Below are 21,006 nucleotides of genomic sequence, written 5' to 3'. Positions count from 1 at the left end.
ACTAGCCAGCAAAGGAAAACAGCGACATGGCCAAGCGTATCCAGTTGTCCCGTACCGGCGGCTCCGAGGTCCTCGAGCTTGTCGACGTCGCCCCGGCGGACCCCGGTCCCGGCGAGGTAAGGGTCGCCAACCGTGCCGTCGGTCTGAACTTCATCGACATCTACTTCCGTACCGGCCTCTATCCGGCACCAGCGCTACCCACCGGCCTTGGCACCGAGGCGGCCGGGGTGGTTGACGCGGTGGGCGAGGGTGTGACGCACCTTCGGGAGGGCGATCGCGTCGCCTATGCCCAGGGCCCTCTGGGCGCCTATGCCGAGCTGCATACCCTGCCTGCCGACAAGGTGGTGGTGTTGCCCGAGGGCGTCGACTTCGAAACCGCCGCGGCCAGCATGCTGAAGGGACTGACCGTGCAGTACCTGATGCGTCAGACCCACCGCCTCGAGGCCGGTGAGACCATCCTCTGGCACGCCGCTGCCGGCGGCGTGGGCTCCATCGCCTGTCAGTGGGCCAGGGCGCTGGGGGTGAAGCTGATCGGCACGGTGAGCTCGCCGGAGAAGGCGGCACTCGCCGAGCAGAATGGCGCCTGGGCGACCATCGATTACACCAGGGAGAACGTGGTCGAACGGGTGCGCGAACTCACCGATGGCGCCATGTGTGATGTGGTTTACGACTCGGTGGGCAAGGACACCTGGGAGATATCCCTGGACAGCCTAAAGCCGCGCTCGCTGATGGTCAGTTTCGGCAACGCCTCGGGTGCCGTGGAGGGCGTCAACCTCGGTATCCTCAACCAGAAGGGGTCGCTCTACACCACCCGCCCCAGCCTCAACGGCTACGCCGATACCCGCGAGCGTCTCGAGATGATGGCCGCCGAGCTGTTCGAGATGCTCAAGAGCGGCAAGATCAAGGTCGATATCGCCCAGCGCTACCCGCTGGCCGAGGCCGGCAAGGCCCAGGACGCCCTTCAGGGTCGCCAGACCACCGGTTCCACCATTCTGATTCCTTGAATAGCCGTAAGTGACAAGGAGCAAGGAACCCCCGAAGGCAAGGAAGCCCCGAAAGTTAGTGCCGGGAGCGAGGGGCGCCGGGGGCTGGCTTGGAGGGGGGGCCGAGGACCAGGGGTGAGGAGCACTGCTCCGAACGATGAATGGCCAGCACCGGACCTGCAAGCGGAGCGGGACGCGAGAGCGCCGCAGGGCCGAGGTAGCGTACAGGGACGTATTTACAGCGCCCCCGACCAAGCCTGTCGCCGGGTCAGCCCCGAGCGTGCCTCGTGGGCCACGAAGCAAGAGATGTTCAGCCGTTCTCCACATAGGCGCCCATCGCCCGCATTCGTGACTCGAAGCTCGCCACATTGCCCACCAGGTCATCCGGGCCGAAGGCCACGCACTCGGCCAGCAGCGTCTCCACCAGGGTGATGGCGGAGAGTATCGAGGGGAAGAAGTGCGGTGTGGCGTTGGCCACCGGAAAGGTGATCGACGCCCCCGGCACCAGCGGCGAGCGCAGGGTGTCGGTGATGACGATGGCGTCGACGCCAGCCGCCCGGGTGATCTCCAGGGCACGCATGGTCTCGGCGCAGTAGGGCTCGAAGCCGAAGGCCACCACCACATCGCCCTCTCCGAAAGGCGCCAGCTCCGTGAGCAGTCCTCCCTCCTGGCCTCGAATCAGCTGAATGTTGGGCATGGCGATGCGCCCCACATAGGCGAAGTGATAGGCGCAGGCGAAGGCATCGCGAAATCCCACCACGGCGATCCTCTCGGCCCCCAGCAGCAGTCGGGCGGCCTCGCGTACCCGTGCCTGGTTGTCCGCGGTGAACAGCCGGCCGATATTGTCGAAGGCGGCATCCCCCACATCCAGAAAGACCTGGTCGTCGGTCTGGCTGGCCATGTTGCGCAGCTGGTTGGCACGCCCGGAGAGCTCCACAGGCCCGGCCTGCACCGCCGACTGAAAGACCTCACGAAACTGCTCGTAGCTGTCGAACCCCAGCCGCTTGGCCAGGCGCACCAGCGTTGAGGCCGTGACCCTGGCGGCCGAGGCCGACTTGCGGATCGACTGGAAGGCCACCTCCACCGGGTGCTCCAGCACATAACCCGCTGCCAGCTTGAGCTGGGGGCTAAGCTCCGGATAGGCCTCGGCGAGTTGCCGGTTGACCCTGTCCAGAGAGTTCTGGCAGTCATCGGCAGGGTTGTCGTGGCGACGTTCGTGGTCCAGCACGGCGGTCTCCCGGGTGGTCGTGAATGGGGTCGAGAAAGAAGTGTTGGCGTGCATTGTATCCGAAGTGCTCGAAGCGTAGTGAAACAAATGTTTCTTAAATATTTTTATTAGGAAACGTATGTGTTGACGTGGGGCATGGGGCTGGCTAGCATGTCAATAAAACAAATGTGCTGTAGTTTTTTATTAGTGAAACATTTGTTGCCTATGCGGCAACGACCGTTACCGCCATCGACGACTGACGCCTCGGAGGCGCCATAACACCATGAGCCACGCTGCTACCCCCTCGTCTCACTTCTCGACGCTGATCACTCGCCGTCACGGGCAGGTGCAGGAGATTCGTCTCAACCGCCCCCATCGCCTCAATGCCGTGACCCAGACGCTCTACGACGAGCTCAATGACGCCCTGACCGCCGCCGAGCAGGATCCCGAGGTGCGGGTGGTGATGATCACCGGCGAGGGGCGCGCCTTCTGTGTCGGTGCCGACCTCAAGGAGCACAAGGCCGGGCGCACCGCCTTCGATCGTCGTCAGTACCTGCAGGGCGAGCAGGTCGTCTGCAAGCGCCTGATGCAGTTGAAGACCCCGGTGATCGCCGCGGTAAATGGCTACGCCCTGGGGGCCGGTGCCGAGATCGCCCTGGCCGCCGATTTTCTGCTGATGGCCGACAGTGCCCAGATCGGCCTGCCCGAGGTCTCCATCGGCAACTTTCTGGGCGGGGGTGTCACCTGGCTGCTGCCGCGACTGGTTGGCCTGGCCAAGGCCCGCGAGCTGGTCTTCCTGGGGGAGCGTATCGACGGCCCCGAAGCGGTGCGTATCGGCCTGGCCAACCGCCACTATCCCGATGAGGCGTTTGCCGATGCTGCCCTGGAGTTTGCCGCCAGGGTCGCCACCAAGGCGCCGTTCTCCATGCAGCTCGCCAAGGAGCAGCTCACCATGTCCGGCGAGCGCACCCTGGATGCCTGCCTGACCGCCGAACTCGAGGGCATGATGTTCGTCGGTACCACCCGGGACTGGCAGGAGGGTGTCGATGCCTTCGCCGAGAAGCGCACCCCGCGCTTCCGAGGCGAGTAACGCCGCCATGCCTTGTCATCGGCCCGGCTCCCGCCGGTCCTGCGCCACCGTTTCGCCACAAACCCGTGCCAAACTCGACTCAGCGACATCCGTCGCCAAGGTTATCTCGCCATGAATCCCATCGAAGGACATCTTCCGACCCGCAGCCCGCTGCATGACATCCTGGCTCCCACCGGCATCGCCGTGGTGGGGGCTTCCGCCGACCCCACCAAGCGTGGCTACAAGGCCATGGTGGGGCTGATCAAGGAGGGGTACCGGGGGGAGATCTATCCGGTCAACCCCCGGGCCGAGATGATTCTCGGGGTCAAGGCGTGGCCCTCGGTGACCGCCATTCCCGGCAACCCCGAGCTGGCGTTGATCTGCACTCCGGCACCCAGCGTGCCCGGGCTTGTCGCCGAGTGCGGCCGCCGAGGCATAAAGGGGGCGGTGATCCTGGCCAGCGGTTTCAGTGAGGTGGGCGAAGAGGGAGCCGCGCTCGAACGCGAGATGCTGGAGAAGGCCCGCGCCCATGGCGTGCGCCTGATCGGTCCGAATACGTCCGGCATCTTCAACCTGCACCACCGGGTCAACCTGCTGGCGCTGGACAACGTCAGGCCCGGGGATGTCGGCATCATCTCCCAGTCCGGCAACATGCTGCTCTCCCTGGCACTGGAGGCGCAGCACAATGGCCAGGTGGGCTTCTCCACCTATATCGGTCCCGGCAACCAGAGCGATATCGGCTTCAACGATTACCTGCGCTATCTCGGCGAAGATTCGCATACTCGCGTGGCGACTCTCTATGTGGAGGGGTTCCGCGACGGGCACAAGTTCCTGGAGGTGGCCCGAGAGGTGGCCGCCATGAAGCCGGTGGTGCTCTACAAGTCGGGCTCTACCGAGGCCGGCCAGAAGGCGGCCAGTTCGCATACCGGCGCGCTGGCGGGCAGTTATGCCATGACCGTGGATCTGCTCAGGCAATCCGGCGTCAGCGTGGTGCATCAGTCCGACGAGATCCTGCCGGTCGCCGAGGGGCTGGGCCTGCTGCAGAAGGCCCGCGGCAAGCGTGTGGCGGTGGTTGCCGATGGTGGCGGCCAGGCGACCATCGCCTCCGATCGCCTGGTCGAGGCGGGCCTTGTGCTTGCCGAGCTCTCCGAGGCGACCCGGACAAGGCTGCGCGAGGTGCTCCTGCCTCAGGCCTCCACCGTCAACCCGGTGGATGTGGCGGGCTCCACCGATGCCAATCCGTCGCTGCTGGCGACCTGCATGGAGATCGTTGCCGCCGACGACAACGTCGACAGCGTCTTCCTGGTAGGCATGTTCGGTGGCTATAGCCAGCGTTTCGCCGAGTCGCTGCTGGGCGACGAGATGCGCGGAGCCGAGGCCATGGTGGACCTCGCCAATGCCACCGAGAAGCCTCTGGTGATCTACAGCCTCTATGCACCGGTCAAGCCGCCGGCGCTGCGTCGCCTGCACGAGGCCGGCCTGCCGGTCTACGCCTCCATCGAACATGCGGTGCGGGTGCTCTCGGCGCTGGGGGAGCGCGGCCAGTACCTGGCTCAGTCTCGAGGCGCGAGCCGTGTGCCCAGCGTGGCGCCGCTGCCCGAGCTCACCACCATCTTTCACCAGGCTCGTGCCGAAGGGCGCGACCTCTTCGAATATGAGGCCAAGCGGCTGCTGCGCGAACATGGCATCGAGGTGCCGCTGGAGCTGGTGGCAAGAGACGAGGCGCAGCTGGTCGAGGCGGCCGAACGGTTCGGCGAGACGCCGCTGGCGATGAAGGTGGTATCGAAGGATATCCTGCACAAGTCCGACGCCGGCGGCGTCAGGCTTGATGTGGTGGGCGAGGGCGCCATGCGCGAGGCGCGCCAGGCGATTCTCGCCTCCTGTCGTGACTACGATGCCGAGGCCGAGATCGAAGGCGTTCTGCTCACTCCCATGGCGCAGAAGGGGGTGGAGGTGATCGTCGGGGTGATCCGCGACCCCATCTTCGGGCCGGTGCTGATGTTCGGCCTGGGGGGCGTCTTCGTCGAGATCCTCGAGGATGTGGCCTTCCGCTCGATCCCGCTTTCCCGTCTCGATGCCGAATCCATGGTGGAGCAGATCAAGGCCAGTCGCATTCTCGACGGGGTACGCGGCGAGAAGGCGGTGGACAAGGCCGCTCTGGTCGATCTGCTGCTCAAGGTGTCGCGCATCGTCGAGGCCTATCCCGAGCTCGTCGAGCTGGACCTGAACCCGGTGATCGTCAATGCCGAGGGCTATGCGGTAGTGGATGCCCGGGTTATCGTCGAGCGTGAACCCGATCTCCAACCCCATCGCGACAAGGAAGCCCTGTCATGAGCCAGTCGATGTCTTATCCCCAGCTGACCGATGCCCATCTGACCCTCGAGGGGCGGGTGGCGACCCTGACCCTCGATCGTCACGATGTGCGCAACGCCCTGACCGGGACCGCCCTGGTCGATGACATTGTCGCCGTGGCGGAGTGGGTCAACGCCTGCGAGGATGTCTCGGTGCTGGTGTTGACCGGTGCGGGGAGTGCCTTCTCGGCCGGCGGCAACGTCAAGGACATGGCCAATCGCGACGGCGACTTCGCCGGTGACGTGGCCGAAGTCTCGGCGCGCTATCGTCGCGGCATCCAGCGCATTCCGCTGTCGCTCGCCGAGGTGGAGGTGCCGATCATCGCCGCGGTCAATGGCCCCGCCATCGGTGCCGGCTTCGACCTGGCCAATATGGCCGATATCCGAATCGCCTCGTGGCGGGCCAAGTTCGGCGAGACCTTCCTCAACCTGGGCATCATCCCCGGGGATGGCGGCGCCTGGTTCATGCAGCGCCTGATTGGCTACCAGCGCGCCTTCGAGCTGACCCTGTCGGGGCGCGTGATCGATGCCGAGGAGGCCAGGGAGTATGGCATCGTGCTCGAGGTCACCGAGCCCGAGGCGTTGATGGAGCGCACCCTCGAGCTGGCCGGTCGCGTCGCCGCTCAGCCCCCCAAGGCGACTCGGCTGACCAAGCGGCTGATGAAGATGGCACAGCGTACCGAGCTCAAGGACTTCCTCGACCTCTGCGCGGTGTTCCAGGGCATGTGCCACAACGAGCCCGAGCATCTGGAGGCGGTTAACGCCATGCTGGAAAAAATGGCGAAGTAACCAGGCTAGAGGCGACGGATCCGCCTTGAACGGTAGAAAACACTTGTCGCCAGGGCGCCTGGCTGGCGATGCTGTGGCCATCCGATCTCACAGGGAGGTGAACCGATGGCCGACAGCACCCTGATCTTCCTCGTCCTGGGCGCGACCCTGGCAGCCTTTGTCTGGGGGCGCTTTCGCTATGATCTGGTGGCGATGGCCGCGTTGCTGGGCTCGGTGGTGCTGGGCCTGGTTCCCGGCGATCAGGCCTTCCAGGGCTTCGGCCATCCGGCGGTGATCACGGTGGCCGCCGTCCTCGTCCTCAGCCGGGGGTTCGAGCGCTCGGGCGTGGTGGATCTGATTGCCAAGCAGCTCCTCAAGGTGGGCGAGAGCCTCTTCCTGCAGTTGCTGGTGCTGGTGGGCACGGTCGTGGTGCTTTCCGGCGTCATGAACAACGTGGGAGCGCTCGCGCTGCTGCTGCCGGTGGCCATGCGCATGGCGCGCGAGCACGACATCTCCCCCTCGCTGCTGCTGATGCCCCTGGCGTTCGGGTCACTGCTGGGCGGATTGACCACCCTGATCGGCACCCCACCCAATATCATTATCGCCAGCTACCGTGGCGGCGTGACCGGCGATAGCTTCGGCATGTTCTCCTTCTCGCCGGTAGGCGTGGCGGTAGCCCTGGCGGGGTTGGTCTTCATTCTCCTGGTCGGCTGGCGCCTGGTGCCCCAGCGCGCGGGCAAGGCCTCCACGGAGGCCATGTTCGACACCGCCAACTACCTGGTCGAACTGCGTGTCGGTGAAGACTCCCAGGCCAGGGGGCTGACCCTGCGTGAGCTGCAGCAGAAGCTTAAGGAGGCGGTGCCGGTGCTGGCGGTGGTGCGCGACGAGAAGCGCCGCGCCGGCCATGCCTTCTTCGGGGTGTTGAGAGAGGGAGACATCCTGCTGATGGAGGCGGGTCCCGAGGAGATGAAGCTGCTGGAGGACAAGGCGGGGCTGCGTCTGGGCAAGGAGGCCCAGGAGGAGCGGGAGAATGGCGAAGAGGGAGAGGAGAAGGAGGAGGAGAAGAGCGCTGGGGAGACCGCGCCGGAGCATGCCCCTGCTGTCTCGGAGGATCGCGGCAAGAGGGACAGTGCCCACCGCAAGGACAACGGAAAATCGGACAGGGAGAGCAAGGGGGTCGATACCGAGGGGTTGCAGCTGGTCGAGGCCGTGGTACGCAACGACTCGAAGATGATCAACCGCACGGTGGCCCAGCTGCGACTGCAGAACCAGTTCAGTCTGCATCTGGTCGCCGTCGCCCGGGATGGGGGTCGCCTCAGGCAGCGTCTGCACGAGATCCGCTTTCGTGCCGGGGATGTGCTGTTGCTGCAGGGCGATGAGAGCGAGCTGGCCGAGAGTCTGTCGACCCTTGGCTGCCTGCCGCTGGCCAGCCGCAACCTGACCCTGGGGCAGCCGCGCCTGCTGCTGGTATCGCTCGCCATCTTCGCCACCGCCATCCTGGCCATGCTGCTTGATCTACTGCCGGCGGCGGTGGCGCTCTCCACGGCGGCCCTGATCTCGCTGCTGGTCGGCGTGCTGCCGCTGCGCGAGGGCTATCAGGCCATCGACGGGCCGGTGATCGTGCTGCTCGGGGCGATGATCCCGGTGGGCGAGGCGCTTGAGAGCAGCGGCGGGGCGGCCCTCATCGCCGAGGCGATGCTCGCCTGGGGCAGCGACTGGCCGGTGGTGGTCACGCTGGTGGTGCTCTTCCTGCTCGCCATGGTGCTTTCCAATATCGTCAACAATGCCGCCGCGGCGCTGCTGATGGCACCGATCGCCGCGAGCCTGGCGTCGGGCTTTGATACCTCGGTGGATCCCTTCCTGATGGTGGTGGCGGTGAGCGCCTCCTGTGCCTTCCTGACCCCCATCGGCCACCAGTCCAACACCCTGGTGATGGGACCCGGTGGTTACCGCTTCAGTGACTACTGGAGGCTTGGCCTGCCCCTCTCGCTGGTGGCGCTGTCGGTTTCCGTGCCCTTGATCCTGCTGGTCTGGCCCCTGTAGCAGCCCGGGTCAAGAAACAAGGAGCAAGGGACGCGTCCTGGCGCAGGCAAGTCTTACTTCTGCCCGAGACCGAACGAAAATGCCCCGGCGTTGGCCGGGGCATGGGACGGGGGGAAAGGTGAGCGTCAGGCGGCGTTATGGCGCAGTACCTTGGACTTGTCGATCACGAAGGCGTCGTACTCGAAGTCGTCCACGGTCAGCAGCTCCAGTACCTGGGCCTCGCGCTCGCGCATAAAGGCGGCATCCTCCTGTGAGATGACCCCCTGGGCCAGGCCCGCCTCGACCCGCTGCTCGGGGTGCAGGGCATCGGCGGCAATTTCGCCCTTGGCGTAGGCCTTGTTGAGCGTGCGGTAGAGCCCCTCGGCGCGCTCCTGGGTCGCCAGCAGGGCGTTGTAGCGTGCCAGGAAGTTGGCCTCGGGGCCATCGTCGCTGCTCCAGGTATTGGCCAGCAGCTTCGTGCGCAGGGCGCTGTCATGGGAGACCGCCTGGGCGATGCGGCGAGCCAGGTCATCGTGGGGGCGCTTGAAGCGCTTGCCCAGCGGCATCACCACCCGCCGCAGCACTCCGGCGAGGGCGCGGTTGGGCAGGTTGTCGAACAGCTCGTCCAGGGCCTGCTCGGCACGGCCCAGCAGTAGCCGGCAGCTGTAGTGAAGCAGGGCCTCCTCGCCCTCGACCCTGTCTCCCTCGTGCCACTGTTTGATCACCATGGAGGCGAGGTAGAGGTTGGAGAGCACATCGCCCAGCCGGGCGGAGAGCATTTCACGCAGCTTGAGGGTCGCGCCGAGGCTGGCCATGGCGGCATCGGCGCAGAGTCCGAAGCCGGCGGAGAGCCGGGCGATCTCCTGGGCGTAGCGGGTAGCTTCGCCATCGAAGGGGACTGCCGGCTTGCCGATGCCCAGCCCCTGGGTGAAGGCGCGGGCGGCGTTGCCGAAGATCAGGCCGGCATGGCCGAAGAAGGCGCGATCGAAGGCCTGGATATCATCGGCATCCTTGGCGGCCAGCTCCTCGAGGACATAGGGATGACAGCGGATGGCGCCCTGACCGAAGATCATCAGGTTGCGCGTCATGATATTGGCGCCCTCCACGGTGATCGCCACCGGGTTGGCGCTATAGCCGATCCCCAGATAGTTGCGCGGACCCAGGGTCACCGCCTTGCCGCCATGGATGTCCATGGCATCGCCGAGGATCACCCGCTGGTATTCGGTGAGCTGGCTCTTGAGGATCGCCGAGGGGACCGCCGGCTTCTCGCCGTGATCGATGGTGTTGGCGGTCTGGTAGACCGCGGCTTGGGCGATATAGCCCAGTGCCGTCATGCGGGCCAGCGGCTCCTGTACACCCTCCATCTCGGCCACGGGCACGTTGAACTGGCGACGGATACGGGCGAAGCCGCCGCTCCAGCCGATGGCGTAACGCGCGGTGCCGGTGGCACCGGAAGGCAGGGTGATACAGCGACCCACCGAGAGGCACTCCACCAGCATGCGCCAGCCCTGGCCGATCATCGCCTCGCCGCCGATGATGGTATCCAGGGGGACGAAGACATCCTTGCCGCGGATCGGGCCATTCAGGAAGGGGCTGCCGATGGGGTGATGCCGGCGGCCGATCTCCATGCCCTCGGCATCGCGAGGGATGAGTGCCAGGGTGATGCCGCGATCCTCCTCCTCGCCGAGTAGATGGTCCGGGTCGAAGAGGCGGAAGGCCAGGCCCACCACGGTGGCGATGGGTGCCAGGGTGATCCAGCGCTTCTCGAAGTTGAGGCGCAGGCCGAGCACCTCCTCGCTATCGACCACCTGCTTGCAGACCACGCCGGTATCGGGCAGCGAGGTCGCATCACTGCCGGCGCGCGGACCGGTCAGGCCGAAGCAGGGAATCTCGCGGCCGTCGGCCAGGCGGGGCAGGTAGTGATTCTTCTGCTCGTCGGTGCCGTACTTCAGCAGCAGCTCGCCCGGCCCCAGGGAGTTGGGCACGCCAACGGTGACCATCAGGGTCTCGTTGATCGACAGCTTCTGCAGCACCAGCGACTGGGCCTTGGCCGAGAAGCCGAGGCCGCCGTACTCCTTGGGAATGATCATCCCGAAGTAGCGCTCCTGCTTGAGGTGATCCCACAGCGGCTGGGGCAGGTCGGCCCGCTCCTTGGCGATATCCCAGGCATTGCACATGCCGGCGGCCACCGAGCACTGGTTGTCGAGGAAGGCCTGCTCCTCCTCGCTCAGCCCCTCGTCGGTGTAGTCGAGCAGGGCCTGCCAGTTCGGCTTGCCGGTGAAGAGCTCGCCGTCCCAGGCGACGCTGCCGGCCTCCAGCGCCACGCGCTCGGTCTCGGAGACCTTGGGCGAGACCTTCTTGAACAGGGTGAACAGGCGAGGGGTCAACCACTTGCCGCGCAGGGCCGGCAGCCCGGCGGCGGCCACGCCTGCGGCGCCAAGCAGTAGCAGGATGCCCAGCACGGGGGAGGCGATGAGCAGGCTGACCAGCCCGGTGATGGCGAGTACCGCCAGGGCGGGCAGGGCGCCCGCCTCGCGGCGCATCACCACCAACAGGCCGACGATGGCCACGATCAGCAGGATCAGGGTGAGCATAGAGTGACTCCGATGAGGGTGGGCGATGAAAGATCGAACAGACGTTTGAATTCTTTCAGACTAGCTTAGATTAGTGCAACCGGCCAGGGGCACGACTCTTGGCCAAGGCTTTGAAGAGTGCGAGAGGCCCTGTCGCCGTAATAGCCTCGAGTGTGGTAGTCATCCGGGACTGTGTGCATCCAAAAAAACGCCCCGCGCTGCAGTTGCAGGGCGGGGCGCAGTGGTGCGGCGGGGACGTCCTCAGTCGAGCCGGCGCTGGGGCTCGCCGCGTGCGGGGGTGTCGCCCGCCACGTAGTAGGGGGCATCGCTGCGCGGCAACGGCTCGCGGCCGCGGATGCGATCGGCAATCTTCTCGGCGAGCATGATGGTCGGCGCATTGAGGTTGCCGGTCGGGATCTGCGGGAAGAGCGAGGCATCCACGACGCGCAGGCCCTCGACCCCATGCACCCGGCCCTGGCCGTCCACCACGGCGTCGTCGCCATCGCCCATGCGGCAGCTGCCGCAGGGGTGGTAGGCGGTCTCGGCATTGGCGCGCACGAAGGCATCCAGCTCGGCATCGCTCTGCACCTCGGGGCCGGGTGAGATCTCGCGACCACGATAGGCGTCGAAGGCGGGCTGAGCGATGATCTCGCGGGTCAGGCGAATGGCGTCGCGAAACTCCTGCCAGTCCTCCTCCTTCGACATGTAGTTGAACAGGATGCTCGGCGCGGCCTCGGGGTCACGGGAGGTCAGGCGGATGCGGCCACGGCTCTTGGAGCGCATGGAGCCCACATGGGCCTGGAAACCGTGGGCCTGTACCGCGCTCTTGCCGTTGTAGCTGATGGCAATCGGCAGGAAGTGGTACTGCAGGTTGGGCCATGCCTCCTGGTCATTGCTGCGGATGAAGCCGGCGGCCTCGAACTGGTTGCTGGCGCCGACCCCGCGGCCGAAGAACAGCCACTCGGCGCCGATCTTCGGCTGGTTCCACCATTTCAGGGCCGGGTAGAGCGAGATCGGCTGAGAGCACTCGTACTGGATATACATCTCCAGATGATCCTGGAGATGGGCGCCGACATTGTCGTTGATCTGCACCGGGGCAATGCCGAACTCCTCCAGAACATCGGCGGGGCCGACGCCCGAGCGCTGCAGGATCTGTGGCGAGGCGATGGCGCCGCCGCACAGCAGCACCTCTCGGCGGGCGCGTACCCGCTGCTCCTGGCCACGCCGGCGGTAGCGCACGCCGACCGCACGCTTGCCCTCGAATTCGATGATGTCGGTCATGGCGCGAGTCTCGATGGTCAGGTTCGAGCGCCCCTTGGCCTGGTCAAGATAGCCCCGGGCGGTAGACGCACGTCGCCCCCTGGGCGTGACGAAGCGGTCCATGGGGCCGAAGCCCTCCTGCTGGTAGCCGTTGACGTCGTCGGTCTCCGGGTAGCCGGCCTGCTTGCCCGCCTCGATAAAGATGCGATAGAGCGGGTTGTGGTCCGCTTTCGGGGTCGTGACACTCACCGGCCCGTCGCCGCCATGGTAGTCATTGGGGCCGATATCGCGGCTCTCGGACTTGCGGAAATAGGGCAGGCAGTCCGCATAGGTCCAGTCCTCGAGTCCCGGCGCCTTGGCCCAGTGGTCGTAGTCCAGGGCGTTGCCACGGATATAGCACATGCCGTTGATCAGCGAGGAGCCCCCCAGCCCCTTGCCACGGCCACACTCCATGCGCCGGCCGTCCATATGGGGCTCGGGATCGGTCTCGAAGGCCCAGTTGTTGAGCGTGCCCTGGAGTGGATAGGCCAGTGCCGCCGGCATCTGGGTGCGGAAGTCGAGGCGATAGTCGGGGCCGCCGGCCTCGAGCAGCAGCACCGAGACGTCGGCGTCCTCGGTCAGGCGGGTGGCCAGCACATTGCCGGCGGAGCCGGCGCCGACAATGACGTAGTCGAATTCGCGGATCTGGGTCATGGGAGGGTCTCTCAAGGCAACATCAGTACGGGGCTGTTCCGATGGCAGGCATTGCTGTGCCGGACCATCGCGAGGGCGCAGTGAAATCCCCCTCGCGACGAGCTGTCCCCGGCGCCCCTGGCAGGTGAGGAGTAGCGCTTAGAACACCGATTCGAAGGGGCCCATCTCCACCTGTACCGACTTGGTCTGGGTGTAGTGGGCCAGGGTCTCGAGGCCGTTCTCGCGGCCCACACCGGACTGCTTGTAGCCGCCCACCGGCATCTCGGCGGGGGAGTCGCCCCAGGTGTTGATCCAGCAGATACCTGCCTCCAGGCGATGGATCACCCGGTGGGCACGGTTGAGGCTCTCGGTGAAGAGACCGGCTGCCAGCCCGTAGTGGGTATCATTGGCGCGGCGGATGACCTCCTCCTCGTCATCGAAGGTGAGGAGTGCCATCACCGGGCCGAAGATCTCCTCACGCACGAGGCGCATCTCGTCGGTGCAGTCGCTGAATACCGTGGGAGCCGCCCAGGCGCCCCTGGACCACGCGACACCGGCCTGCTCGTCCTTGTCCCAGCGCTCCCCGCCGGCCAGCAGGGTGGCACCCTCCTGCTGACCCAGCTCGATATAGGAGAGCACCTTGGCCTGGTGCTCGAAGCTCACCAGCGGGCCGAAGTTGATGCTCGGGTCCAGCGGGTCGCCGGCCTTGATGCGTGCCACCCGTGCCTTGAGCCTCGCCTCGAAGTCGGCCTTCACCGAGCGCTCGACGAAGACCCGGGTGCCGTTGGTACAGACCTGACCGCTGGAGTAGAAGTTGGCCATCATGGCGGCATCGGCGGCGCGGTCGAGGTCGGCGTCGGCGAACACGATCAGCGGCGACTTGCCGCCCAGCTCCATGGTCACCTCCTTGAGGGTCGAGCCACCGGCGGCCGCCATCACCTTCTTGCCGGTACCCACCTCGCCGGTAAAGGAGACCTTGGCGATCTCCGGGTGCTCGGTGAGCATGGCGCCCACCTGGCCGTCACCGTGCACCACATTGAAGACACCGTCGGGCAGCCCGGCCTCGGTCAGGATCTCGGCCAGTTTCATGGCGGTGAGCGGGGTCACCTCGCTGGGCTTGAAGACCACGGCGTTGCCGGCGGCCAGGGCCGGTGCCGCCTTCCAGCAGGCGATCTGGATGGGGTAGTTCCAGGCGCCGATGGCGCCGATCACCCCCAGCGGCTCGCGGCGGGTATAGACGAAGGAGTCCTCGCGCAGCGGGATCTGGGTGCCCTCGATGGCGGCGGCCAGGCCGGCGTAGTACTCCAGGGCGTCGGCACCGGTGACGATGTCCACCGCCGCGGTTTCGCTGATCGGCTTGCCGGTATTGCGGGTCTCGAGCTCGGCGAGCTCATCATTCCGCTCTCTTAGCAGCGCCACGGCGCGCTGCAGGATGCGTCCGCGCTGCATGCCGCTCATCGCCGCCCACTCGCGCTGACCGCGTTTGGCGGCGGCCACGGCGGCATCCACATCGGCGCTGGCGGCCTGCTGCACTCGGGCCAGCAGGCTGCCATCGAAGGGGTTGTGCACCTCGAAGCTGGCGCCTGAGGTGGCATCGGCGGTATGCCCGTCGATATAGAGGGGCAGGGCAGTTGAATCGGTCATGGGTCTCTCCTCAGCGAGCGTCGATGGCGGTGGCAGAGTCGGAAGCGGCAACAGAGTTAGAAGCGGCAGCAGAGTCGGATGCGGCAAGTAGCCTGTCGAGGGTGGCGAGTGCCGCCTGGCGGGCGCCTTCGGCATCCAGGCCCTCCGGCGTGAGTGCCCCGCGCAGCCAGAGGCCGTCGATCACCGCCGCCAGGGTGCGCGATGCCAGTCGCGCTTCGTCGAGCGGCATCAGGCGGCGGAACTGGGCGCACAGGTTCGAGTATAGGCGCCGGTCGTTGACCTGCTGCAGGCGCGCAAGGCGCGGCTTGTGCATGCTGCTGGCCCAGAAGGCCAGCCAGGTCTTGGCCACCGGGTCGGTCACCTGGCTGCGGTCGAAATTTCCCTCGATGATGGCTTCCAGTCGGGCTCGGGGGGTGTCGTGACGCAGCTCGCGCCGGCAGGCGGCCACGGCCTCGCCCAGGTCGCTGAGGATCTGGCGCATGGTGGCCTCGAGCAGGCCATCCTTGCCGCCGAAGTAATGGCTGATGATGCCGGCCGATACCCCCGCGTGTCGCGCAATGCGCGCCACGGTGGCGTCGGCAAGGCCGACTTCATCGATGGCCGCCATGGTCGCCTTGATCAGCTGCTGGCGGCGGATGGGTTCCATTCCGACCTTGGGCATTGTCGAGCCCTCTCTTGTCCTGATGACTTGCCACCACACCGGTATGTGCGGTTAGGATAGTGCCAGCTTGCCAGTTTTTTATTGAACGTTCAATCAATAAAGAGTTGGCAGACGCCGACTATACTCAAGTCCCTTCACGGAGGTAATTTCATGAACGCAACTCGCATTTCCCGCCGTACCAGTCGCCATATGAGTCTTGGCCTGGGTGCCGCCGCGCTGGTGCTGGGGGCCGCCCCGGTGCTTGCCCAGGAGTCCGAAAGCTGCGAGACGCTGCGCTTCGCCGAGGTGGGCTGGACCGACATCACCGCGACCACCGCTCTGGCCACCGAGGTGTTCGAGGCGCTGGGCTATGAGACCCGTATCGACACCGTTTCCGTGCCCATCGCCTATCAGGGCATGAAGAATGGTGACTTCGATATCTTCCTGGGCAACTGGATGCCCTCCATGGCATCGATCAGCAACCCCTATGTCGAGGAGGGGAGCGTCGACCGTCTGCGTGCCAACCTCGAGGGAGCCAAGTACACCCTGGCGGTGCCGCAGTATGTGTACGATGCCGGCGTCACCTCGCTGGCCGATCTGGACCAGCATGCCGACAAGTTCGACAGCAGCATCCATGGCATCGAGGCCGGCAACGACGGCAATCAGATGATCCAGCAGATGATCGATGACGACGCCTTCGGCCTGGGTGACTGGCGGCTTGTCGATTCCAGCGAGGCGGGCATGCTCTCCGAACTGGGCGCCCGGGTGCCGGACGAGAACTGGATGGTGTTCCTGGGCTGGGAACCGCACCCGATGAACACCAACTTCGACATGGCTTACCTGGAGGGAGCCGACGATTACTTCGGTCCCGACCTGGGGGGCGCCACGATCTATACCAACACTCGTGATGGCCTCGTCGAGGAGTGTGGCAATGTGGCGACCCTGCTGGACAACCTCGTGTTCACCCTCGAGATGGAGAGCCAGCTGATGGGGGAGATCATGGAGGAGGGCGAGGACCCCCGTGACGCCGCCCGTGACTATCTGCAGGCCAATCCGGAAGTGCTCGACGCCTGGCTCGAGGGTGTCGAGACCCGCGACGGTGAGGACGGCCTGGCCGCCGTGCGCGAGGCACTCGAGATCGAGTCCTGAAATGTCGCCGCTGGACTTGCCAAGCGGCGAGTCCATGTGCATAATGCGTCTCCATTGCGCGGCCGAGGTCGCGCAATCTAGTGGAAAGGCTACGTAGCTCAGCTGGTTAGAGCACATCACTCATAATGATGGGGTCCCCTGTTCGAATCAGGGCGTAGCCACCAGGATTATTTCAGCGCCCGCCCGACACTCGTCGTGCGGGCGCTGTGCGTTAGAGCGGATCATCGTACGAATCCTTGCGGAGGTCCTTGACCTTGCTGGGGGAATCCGTATACTACGCACCGTGTTCGACGCCGTTCCCCGATAGCTCAGTTGGTAGAGCAAATGACTGTTAATCATTGGGTCGCAGGTTCGAGTCCTGCTCGGGGAGCCAACACGGCGACGGCAACACAGCGATGCGACACGATTCCTCGATAGCTCAGTTGGTAGAGCAAGTGACTGTTAATCACTGGGTCGCAGGTTCGAGTCCTGCTCGAGGAGCCAATCGCTCGGCATCGTCACCTCAGGTTATTCCCGGATAGCTCAGTTGGTAGAGCAAGTGACTGTTAATCACTGGGTCGCAGGTTCGAGTCCTGCTCCGGGAGCCATCTCGTCTTTCCAGCTTAACCCTCGCCAGCTTAACCCTCGCCAGCTTCACCCTTGCCAGTTTCGCCCACTCTAGCTTCACCCTTCCTAGCTTCATCTTCTCTGGTTTCACCCCATTTCTGCGCACGATAATGATCACCGGGTCTTGTACCGGTCCTTCCGTGTGCCTGTCAGTTTCTGTGCGAATTTCTGTGCGAATGTCTGTGTGAGTTACTGAGTGAGTTTTACGTGCGTCTGTCCCACGGTCATCGCTTGGGCTGTCACGGTGGGTCGCATGCAATGAAAGAGGCCGTCGCCCCGGGGCGACGGCCTCTTTCATGGTGGGGAGGGGCTCACTCCCGGTGGGCGAAGCGGTAGTTGTTCTCGAGCTGGGAGTAGTCGAGCAGGATATGCGCGGCTTCCAGTACCTGAACCTGCTCCACCGGCTCCTCCTCTTCCTGGTCGCCGTCGTCCTCTTCGTCACGAGCGTCGATCCACTCCTCCAGGGGCTCCAGGCCGAGTGCCTCGCGACGCTGATTCTCCAGGGCGAGCTGTTCGGCCTCGAGTGCCTCGGTCTCCGCCTGGCGGAGTTCGCGGTTGAGGCTGACGCTGGTCGTCTCCTTGCGCATCCGGCGGTTAAGCTCGGCCTGCTGCTCGAGGTAGACGAAGTTGGGGTGGGTGTCGGCACGCTCGCGATGACGGGCTCGCAGCGTCTCCAGGAAGCGCCATGGCTCGCCGTACTCCCGGTACTGCACCGAGCGGACGGTGTCCCAGTCCAGGGCGTTGTCGAGGCTGCTCTCGCCGATCAGCTCGGGGTCGATCAGGCTCGGGAAGATGATATCCGGCTCCACGCCACGGTGCTGGGTGCTCTCGCCGGAGATGCGATAGAACTTGGCGCGGGTCAGCTTGATCTCGCCATGACTGAGCTCATTGAGGGTCTGCACCGTGCCCTTGCCGAAGGTGGGGGTGCCGACGACCAGGCCCCGCCCGTAATCCTGGATGGCGCCGGCGAAGATCTCCGAGGCGGAGGCCGACAGGCGATTGACCAGCACCGTCAGGGGGCCATCGTAGATGGCGCCGGTGTCGGTATCGCCGTAGAGGCTGATGCGCCCGCGCGCATCTCGCACCTGGACGGTGGGGCCGCGATCGATAAACAGTCCGATCAGGGAGTTGGCCTCCTGCAGGGCGCCGCCGCCATTGTTGCGCAGGTCGAGGACGATGCCTTCGATGCCCTGGTTCTGCAGTGCCTCGATCTCCTTGGCCACATCGCGAGTGGTGCTGCGATACTCTTCATCGCCGGCCTGCCAGGCGTCGAAGTCGACATAGAAGGTGGGCACGGTGATCACGCCGACGCGGTGCACGCCATCATCATGTTCGAGCTCGAGCACCTCGCTCTGGGCCGCCTGGTCCTCGAGCTTCACGGTGTCTCGAGTGATCTGGACCTCCTTGGAACGCGTCATGTCCACCGCCTGGGCGGGAACCACGTCGAGGCGTACCACCGAGCCCTTGGGGCCGCGGATCAGCTCCACCACCGAGTCGAGGCGCATGCCCACCACGTTGACCATGTCGCCATCTTCCTGGCCGACTCCCACGATGCGATCGGCGGGCTCAAGCACACCGGCGCGCTCCGCCGGGCCGCCGGGCACCAGGCTTGCGACCTTGACGTATTCGCCGTCGGCCTGGAGCAGGGCGCCGATGCCTTCCAGCGAGAGGCGCATCTGGATGTCGAAGGATTCGCCCTGGCGGGGAGAGAGGTAGCCGGTGTGAGGGTCGATGCTACCGGTGACCGCTGCCATCAGCAGGCCGAAGATATCCTCCTCGTTGGTCTGCTGCAGGCGGTTGAGCTGGCCCTCGTAGCGCTGGCGGAGATTGGTCTCGACCTGCTCCTCGTCCTGGTCACTGATCACCAGGGTCAGGGCGGCGTTCTTGAGCCGGCGCTCCCAGAGCTCATCCAGAATCTGGGTGCTCTCCGCCCAGGGGGCATCCTCGCGGTCCACCTCCAGGCGCTGCTCTCCCTCATAGGTAAAGTCGAGGCCCTGGTCGAGGCGCTCGAGCAGCCACTCGAAGCGAGCCTCGGCGCGCTCATGGTAGCGCTGATAGAGTGAGAAGAAGGGGGCCAGCTCGCCATCGAGCAGGGCATCATCGAGCTGCTCTTCCAGCGGATGGAATTCCGCCACATCCTGTTCGGTCAGGAAGGCGCGCTGACTGTCGAGCACATCGAGATAGCGCTCGAAGGCCCGGCGTGACCAGCTGTCGTCCAGGCTGACGTCGGCGTAGTGACCATAACGTAGCGCTTCGGCCATCTCGGTGGCGGCCCGGCGCTGGGCGTCGGTGGGTTCTGGCTGTGCCAGGGCGACGCCGGTGGCCAGCAGCAGGGCTGCCAACAAGGCCATGGATCGTCCCATATGGGCAAGCGGGCTCATCAATGAAGCACTCCCGGTTTGATGTACACTCAATTCCCTTGACCGTTATCCGGCTCGCGAGTTGCGCGGAGCGGCAGTCCATTGTAGCAGCTTACCCGCTGTGCCCATCATCTACACTTTTGCCCAACCTCAGAGGAATCCATGCTCTCCCAGGATGACCTGCTTTCGCGGCTTCTCGACTTCCTGCGCCGCTCGCCCACTCCCTGGCATGCCACCGCCAATATGGCGGCCCGCCTCGAATCCGCCGGTTTCCGCCGCCTGGACGAGCGCGAGGCCTGGTCGTTGACGCCGGGCGAGCGGGTCTATGTGACGCGCAACGACTCCTCCATCATCGCCCTGCAGTTGCCCGAGACGCGGCTCGAGGCGCTGCGCATGATCGGTGCCCATACCGATAGCCCCGGGTTGCGACTCAAGCCCAATGCCGCCCAGACCGCAGCCGGCTGGCTGCAGCTCGGTGTCGAGGTCTATGGGGGAGCCCTGTTGGCGCCCTGGTTCGACCGTGAGCTGGGGCTCGCCGGCCGGGTGCATGTCCGCTATCCCGATGGCCGTCTCGAGGGGCGTCTGCTGCATGTCGACCGCCCAGTGGCGATCATTCCCAGTCTGGCCATCCATCTCGATCGCGAGGCCAACAGCGGTCGTGCGCTGAACGCTCAGACCCAGATGGCGCCGGTGCTGCTGCAGGGTGGTGAGGAGGGCGACCTGCCGAGGCTGCTCAAGGAGTGGGTCTCGGAGCAGCACGCCATCGAGGCGTTCGAGCTGCTCGACTTCGAGCTGGGCTTTCATGATATGCAGCCGCCTGCGCGGGTGGGGGTCAAGGGGGAGCTGATTGCCAGCGCCCGGCTCGACAACCTGCTCTCCTGCTTTATCGGCCTGGAGGCGTTGCTGGCCAGTGATGGCAAGCAGGGTGTCGTGCTGGTGGCCAACGACCATGAGGAGGTCGGCAGCGCCAGTGCCTGCGGCGCCCAGGGGCCTTTTCTGGGAGATGTGCTGCGCCGGGTTCACGAGCGGCTCGGCGACGGCAGCGAGGAGGGCTTCATTCGGCTGATCCAGGCCTCGCGGATGATCTCCTGCGACAACGCGCATGCTCTGCATCCCAATTTCCAGGACAAGCACGATGCGGCCCATGGTCCCGCGCTCAACGGCGGACCGGTGATCAAGGTCAATGCCAGTCAGCGCTACGCCACCAACAGTGCGACGGCGGCGCTGTTTCGCGACCTCTGTCGCGAGGCCGAGGTGCCCGTGCAGAGCTTCGTGACGCGTGCCGACATGGGGTGTGGCAGCACCATCGGGCCGATCACCGCCACCGGGCTCGGTGTGCCTACCCTCGATGTGGGGGTGCCGCAGTGGGCCATGCACTCGATCCGTGAGACCGCGGGAAGTGAGGATGTGGCCTATCTGACGCGGGTGCTGGCTGCCTTCTGCAACCGCCCCGAGCTGGCTTGAGCACACAAAAAAACCCGGCGCCGATGGCGCCGGGTTGCGTGATTCTGGTGGCTACGCCCTGACTCGAACAGGGGACCCCATCATTATGAGTGATGTGCTCTAACCAACTGAGCTACGTAGCCAGCGGCGCGTACTCTATCCAGCGTTGGCCCCTCTGTCAACTGCCTGATATGGAAGGCATGCCAAGGCTTGACACTTGGCCGTGTGGTCGATAATATGCGCGCCATCTCGACGAGAC

13 protein-coding genes and 5 tRNA genes are annotated in these 21,006 nt (G+C 65.5%); 11 read left to right on the top strand and 7 right to left on the bottom strand.

The window, feature by feature from the left end:
* The first annotated feature begins 26 nt into the window (after positions 1-26).
* Complete coding sequence (locus RM463_RS03475) at positions 27-1,004, top strand: NADPH:quinone reductase (RefSeq protein ID WP_311428985.1); 978 nt, start codon at positions 27-29, stop codon at positions 1,002-1,004.
* A gap of 289 nt (positions 1,005-1,293) precedes the next feature.
* Here the strand turns inward: RM463_RS03475 and RM463_RS03470 are convergent, their stop codons facing one another.
* On the bottom strand, positions 1,294-2,211 hold the full coding sequence (locus RM463_RS03470) for a MurR/RpiR family transcriptional regulator (protein WP_311428984.1): 918 nt from the start codon (positions 2,209-2,211) through the stop codon (positions 1,294-1,296).
* 262 nt (positions 2,212-2,473) lie between these two features.
* On the opposite strand from RM463_RS03470, the gene RM463_RS03465 reads away from it, so the two are divergent.
* The 4 genes from RM463_RS03465 to RM463_RS03450 all read left to right on the top strand — a co-directional run bounded on the left by RM463_RS03465 (position 2,474) and on the right by RM463_RS03450 (position 8,421).
* On the top strand, positions 2,474-3,280 hold the full coding sequence (locus RM463_RS03465; RefSeq protein WP_195686993.1) for an enoyl-CoA hydratase/isomerase family protein: 807 nt from the start codon (positions 2,474-2,476) through the stop codon (positions 3,278-3,280).
* A gap of 111 nt (positions 3,281-3,391) precedes the next feature.
* Positions 3,392-5,593: an acetate--CoA ligase family protein gene (locus RM463_RS03460; RefSeq protein ID WP_311428983.1), complete on the top strand. Its 2,202-nt coding sequence runs from the start codon at positions 3,392-3,394 to the stop codon at positions 5,591-5,593.
* Complete coding sequence (locus RM463_RS03455; protein WP_311428982.1) at positions 5,590-6,399, top strand: enoyl-CoA hydratase-related protein; 810 nt, start codon at positions 5,590-5,592, stop codon at positions 6,397-6,399. Before RM463_RS03460 ends, RM463_RS03455 begins: the two co-directional genes overlap by 4 nt.
* Positions 6,400-6,504: 105 nt before the next feature.
* Positions 6,505-8,421, top strand: a complete 1,917-nt coding sequence (locus RM463_RS03450) for an SLC13 family permease (protein WP_311428981.1) — start codon at positions 6,505-6,507, stop codon at positions 8,419-8,421.
* Between the two features lie 125 nt (positions 8,422-8,546).
* Here the strand turns inward: RM463_RS03450 and RM463_RS03445 are convergent, their stop codons facing one another.
* The 4 genes from RM463_RS03445 to betI form a co-directional block, all read right to left on the bottom strand.
* Entirely contained in the window at positions 8,547-10,994 is a 2,448-nt protein-coding gene (locus RM463_RS03445) for an acyl-CoA dehydrogenase (protein ID WP_311428980.1), read from the bottom strand.
* 240 nt (positions 10,995-11,234) lie between these two features.
* Positions 11,235-12,926, bottom strand: a complete 1,692-nt coding sequence (gene betA / locus RM463_RS03440) for a choline dehydrogenase (RefSeq protein ID WP_311428979.1) — start codon at positions 12,924-12,926, stop codon at positions 11,235-11,237.
* 138 nt (positions 12,927-13,064) lie between these two features.
* Complete coding sequence (gene betB / locus RM463_RS03435) at positions 13,065-14,549, bottom strand: betaine-aldehyde dehydrogenase (RefSeq protein WP_195686986.1); 1,485 nt, start codon at positions 14,547-14,549, stop codon at positions 13,065-13,067.
* Between the two features lie 10 nt (positions 14,550-14,559).
* Positions 14,560-15,210: a transcriptional regulator BetI gene (gene betI, locus RM463_RS03430; protein ID WP_311428978.1), complete on the bottom strand. Its 651-nt coding sequence runs from the start codon at positions 15,208-15,210 to the stop codon at positions 14,560-14,562.
* A 150-nt stretch (positions 15,211-15,360) separates the two neighbouring features.
* Between betI and RM463_RS03425 the strand changes: the two genes are divergently transcribed.
* From RM463_RS03425 to RM463_RS03405, 5 genes are all read left to right on the top strand, one after another.
* Positions 15,361-16,338 (top strand): choline ABC transporter substrate-binding protein, encoded by a 978-nt coding sequence (locus RM463_RS03425; RefSeq protein WP_311428977.1) that lies wholly within the window; start codon positions 15,361-15,363, stop codon positions 16,336-16,338.
* Between the two features lie 87 nt (positions 16,339-16,425).
* Positions 16,426-16,502: transfer RNA gene (locus RM463_RS03420), tRNA-Met, on the top strand.
* A gap of 133 nt (positions 16,503-16,635) precedes the next feature.
* Positions 16,636-16,711: transfer RNA gene (locus tag RM463_RS03415), tRNA-Asn, on the top strand.
* A gap of 34 nt (positions 16,712-16,745) precedes the next feature.
* Positions 16,746-16,821 (top strand) — tRNA-Asn (locus tag RM463_RS03410).
* 28 nt (positions 16,822-16,849) lie between these two features.
* Positions 16,850-16,925: transfer RNA gene (locus RM463_RS03405), tRNA-Asn, on the top strand.
* A gap of 330 nt (positions 16,926-17,255) precedes the next feature.
* Here the strand turns inward: RM463_RS03405 and RM463_RS03400 are convergent.
* Positions 17,256-19,325 (bottom strand): carboxy terminal-processing peptidase, encoded by a 2,070-nt coding sequence (locus RM463_RS03400; protein WP_311428976.1) that lies wholly within the window; start codon positions 19,323-19,325, stop codon positions 17,256-17,258.
* 141 nt (positions 19,326-19,466) lie between these two features.
* On the opposite strand from RM463_RS03400, the gene RM463_RS03395 reads away from it, so the two are divergent.
* Positions 19,467-20,768, top strand: a complete 1,302-nt coding sequence (locus RM463_RS03395; protein WP_311428975.1) for a M18 family aminopeptidase — start codon at positions 19,467-19,469, stop codon at positions 20,766-20,768.
* Between the two features lie 45 nt (positions 20,769-20,813).
* Here the strand turns inward: RM463_RS03395 and RM463_RS03390 are convergent.
* A tRNA-Met gene (locus RM463_RS03390) sits at positions 20,814-20,890 on the bottom strand.
* Positions 20,891-21,006: the final 116 nt, after the last annotated feature.

The sequence above is a fragment of the Halomonas sp. LES1 genome (assembly GCF_031846005.1).
Lineage (GTDB): Bacteria > Pseudomonadota > Gammaproteobacteria > Pseudomonadales > Halomonadaceae > Halomonas.
The sequence above is the reverse complement of the archived record's forward strand: the minus strand, read 5'-3'. Positions and strand labels throughout refer to the sequence as shown.

Excerpts from the sequence above, each read along its gene's own strand:
- RM463_RS03395 (WP_311428975.1), top strand. The coding sequence starts at position 19,467 with ATGCTCTCCCAGGATGACCTGCTTTCGCGGCTTCTCGACTTCCTGCGC.
- RM463_RS03460 (WP_311428983.1), top strand. The coding sequence starts at position 3,392 with ATGAATCCCATCGAAGGACATCTTCCGACCCGCAGCCCGCTGCATGAC.
- RM463_RS03425 (WP_311428977.1), top strand. The coding sequence starts at position 15,361 with ATGAACGCAACTCGCATTTCCCGCCGTACCAGTCGCCATATGAGTCTT.
- betB (WP_195686986.1), bottom strand. The coding sequence starts at position 14,549 with ATGACCGATTCAACTGCCCTGCCCCTCTATATCGACGGGCATACCGCC.
- betA (WP_311428979.1), bottom strand. The coding sequence starts at position 12,926 with ATGACCCAGATCCGCGAATTCGACTACGTCATTGTCGGCGCCGGCTCC.
- RM463_RS03450 (WP_311428981.1), top strand. The coding sequence starts at position 6,505 with ATGGCCGACAGCACCCTGATCTTCCTCGTCCTGGGCGCGACCCTGGCA.
- betI (WP_311428978.1), bottom strand. The coding sequence starts at position 15,210 with ATGCCCAAGGTCGGAATGGAACCCATCCGCCGCCAGCAGCTGATCAAG.
- RM463_RS03445 (WP_311428980.1), bottom strand. The coding sequence starts at position 10,994 with ATGCTCACCCTGATCCTGCTGATCGTGGCCATCGTCGGCCTGTTGGTG.
- RM463_RS03400 (WP_311428976.1), bottom strand. The coding sequence starts at position 19,325 with ATGAGCCCGCTTGCCCATATGGGACGATCCATGGCCTTGTTGGCAGCC.
- RM463_RS03465 (WP_195686993.1), top strand. The coding sequence starts at position 2,474 with ATGAGCCACGCTGCTACCCCCTCGTCTCACTTCTCGACGCTGATCACT.
- RM463_RS03475 (WP_311428985.1), top strand. The coding sequence starts at position 27 with ATGGCCAAGCGTATCCAGTTGTCCCGTACCGGCGGCTCCGAGGTCCTC.
- RM463_RS03455 (WP_311428982.1), top strand. The coding sequence starts at position 5,590 with ATGAGCCAGTCGATGTCTTATCCCCAGCTGACCGATGCCCATCTGACC.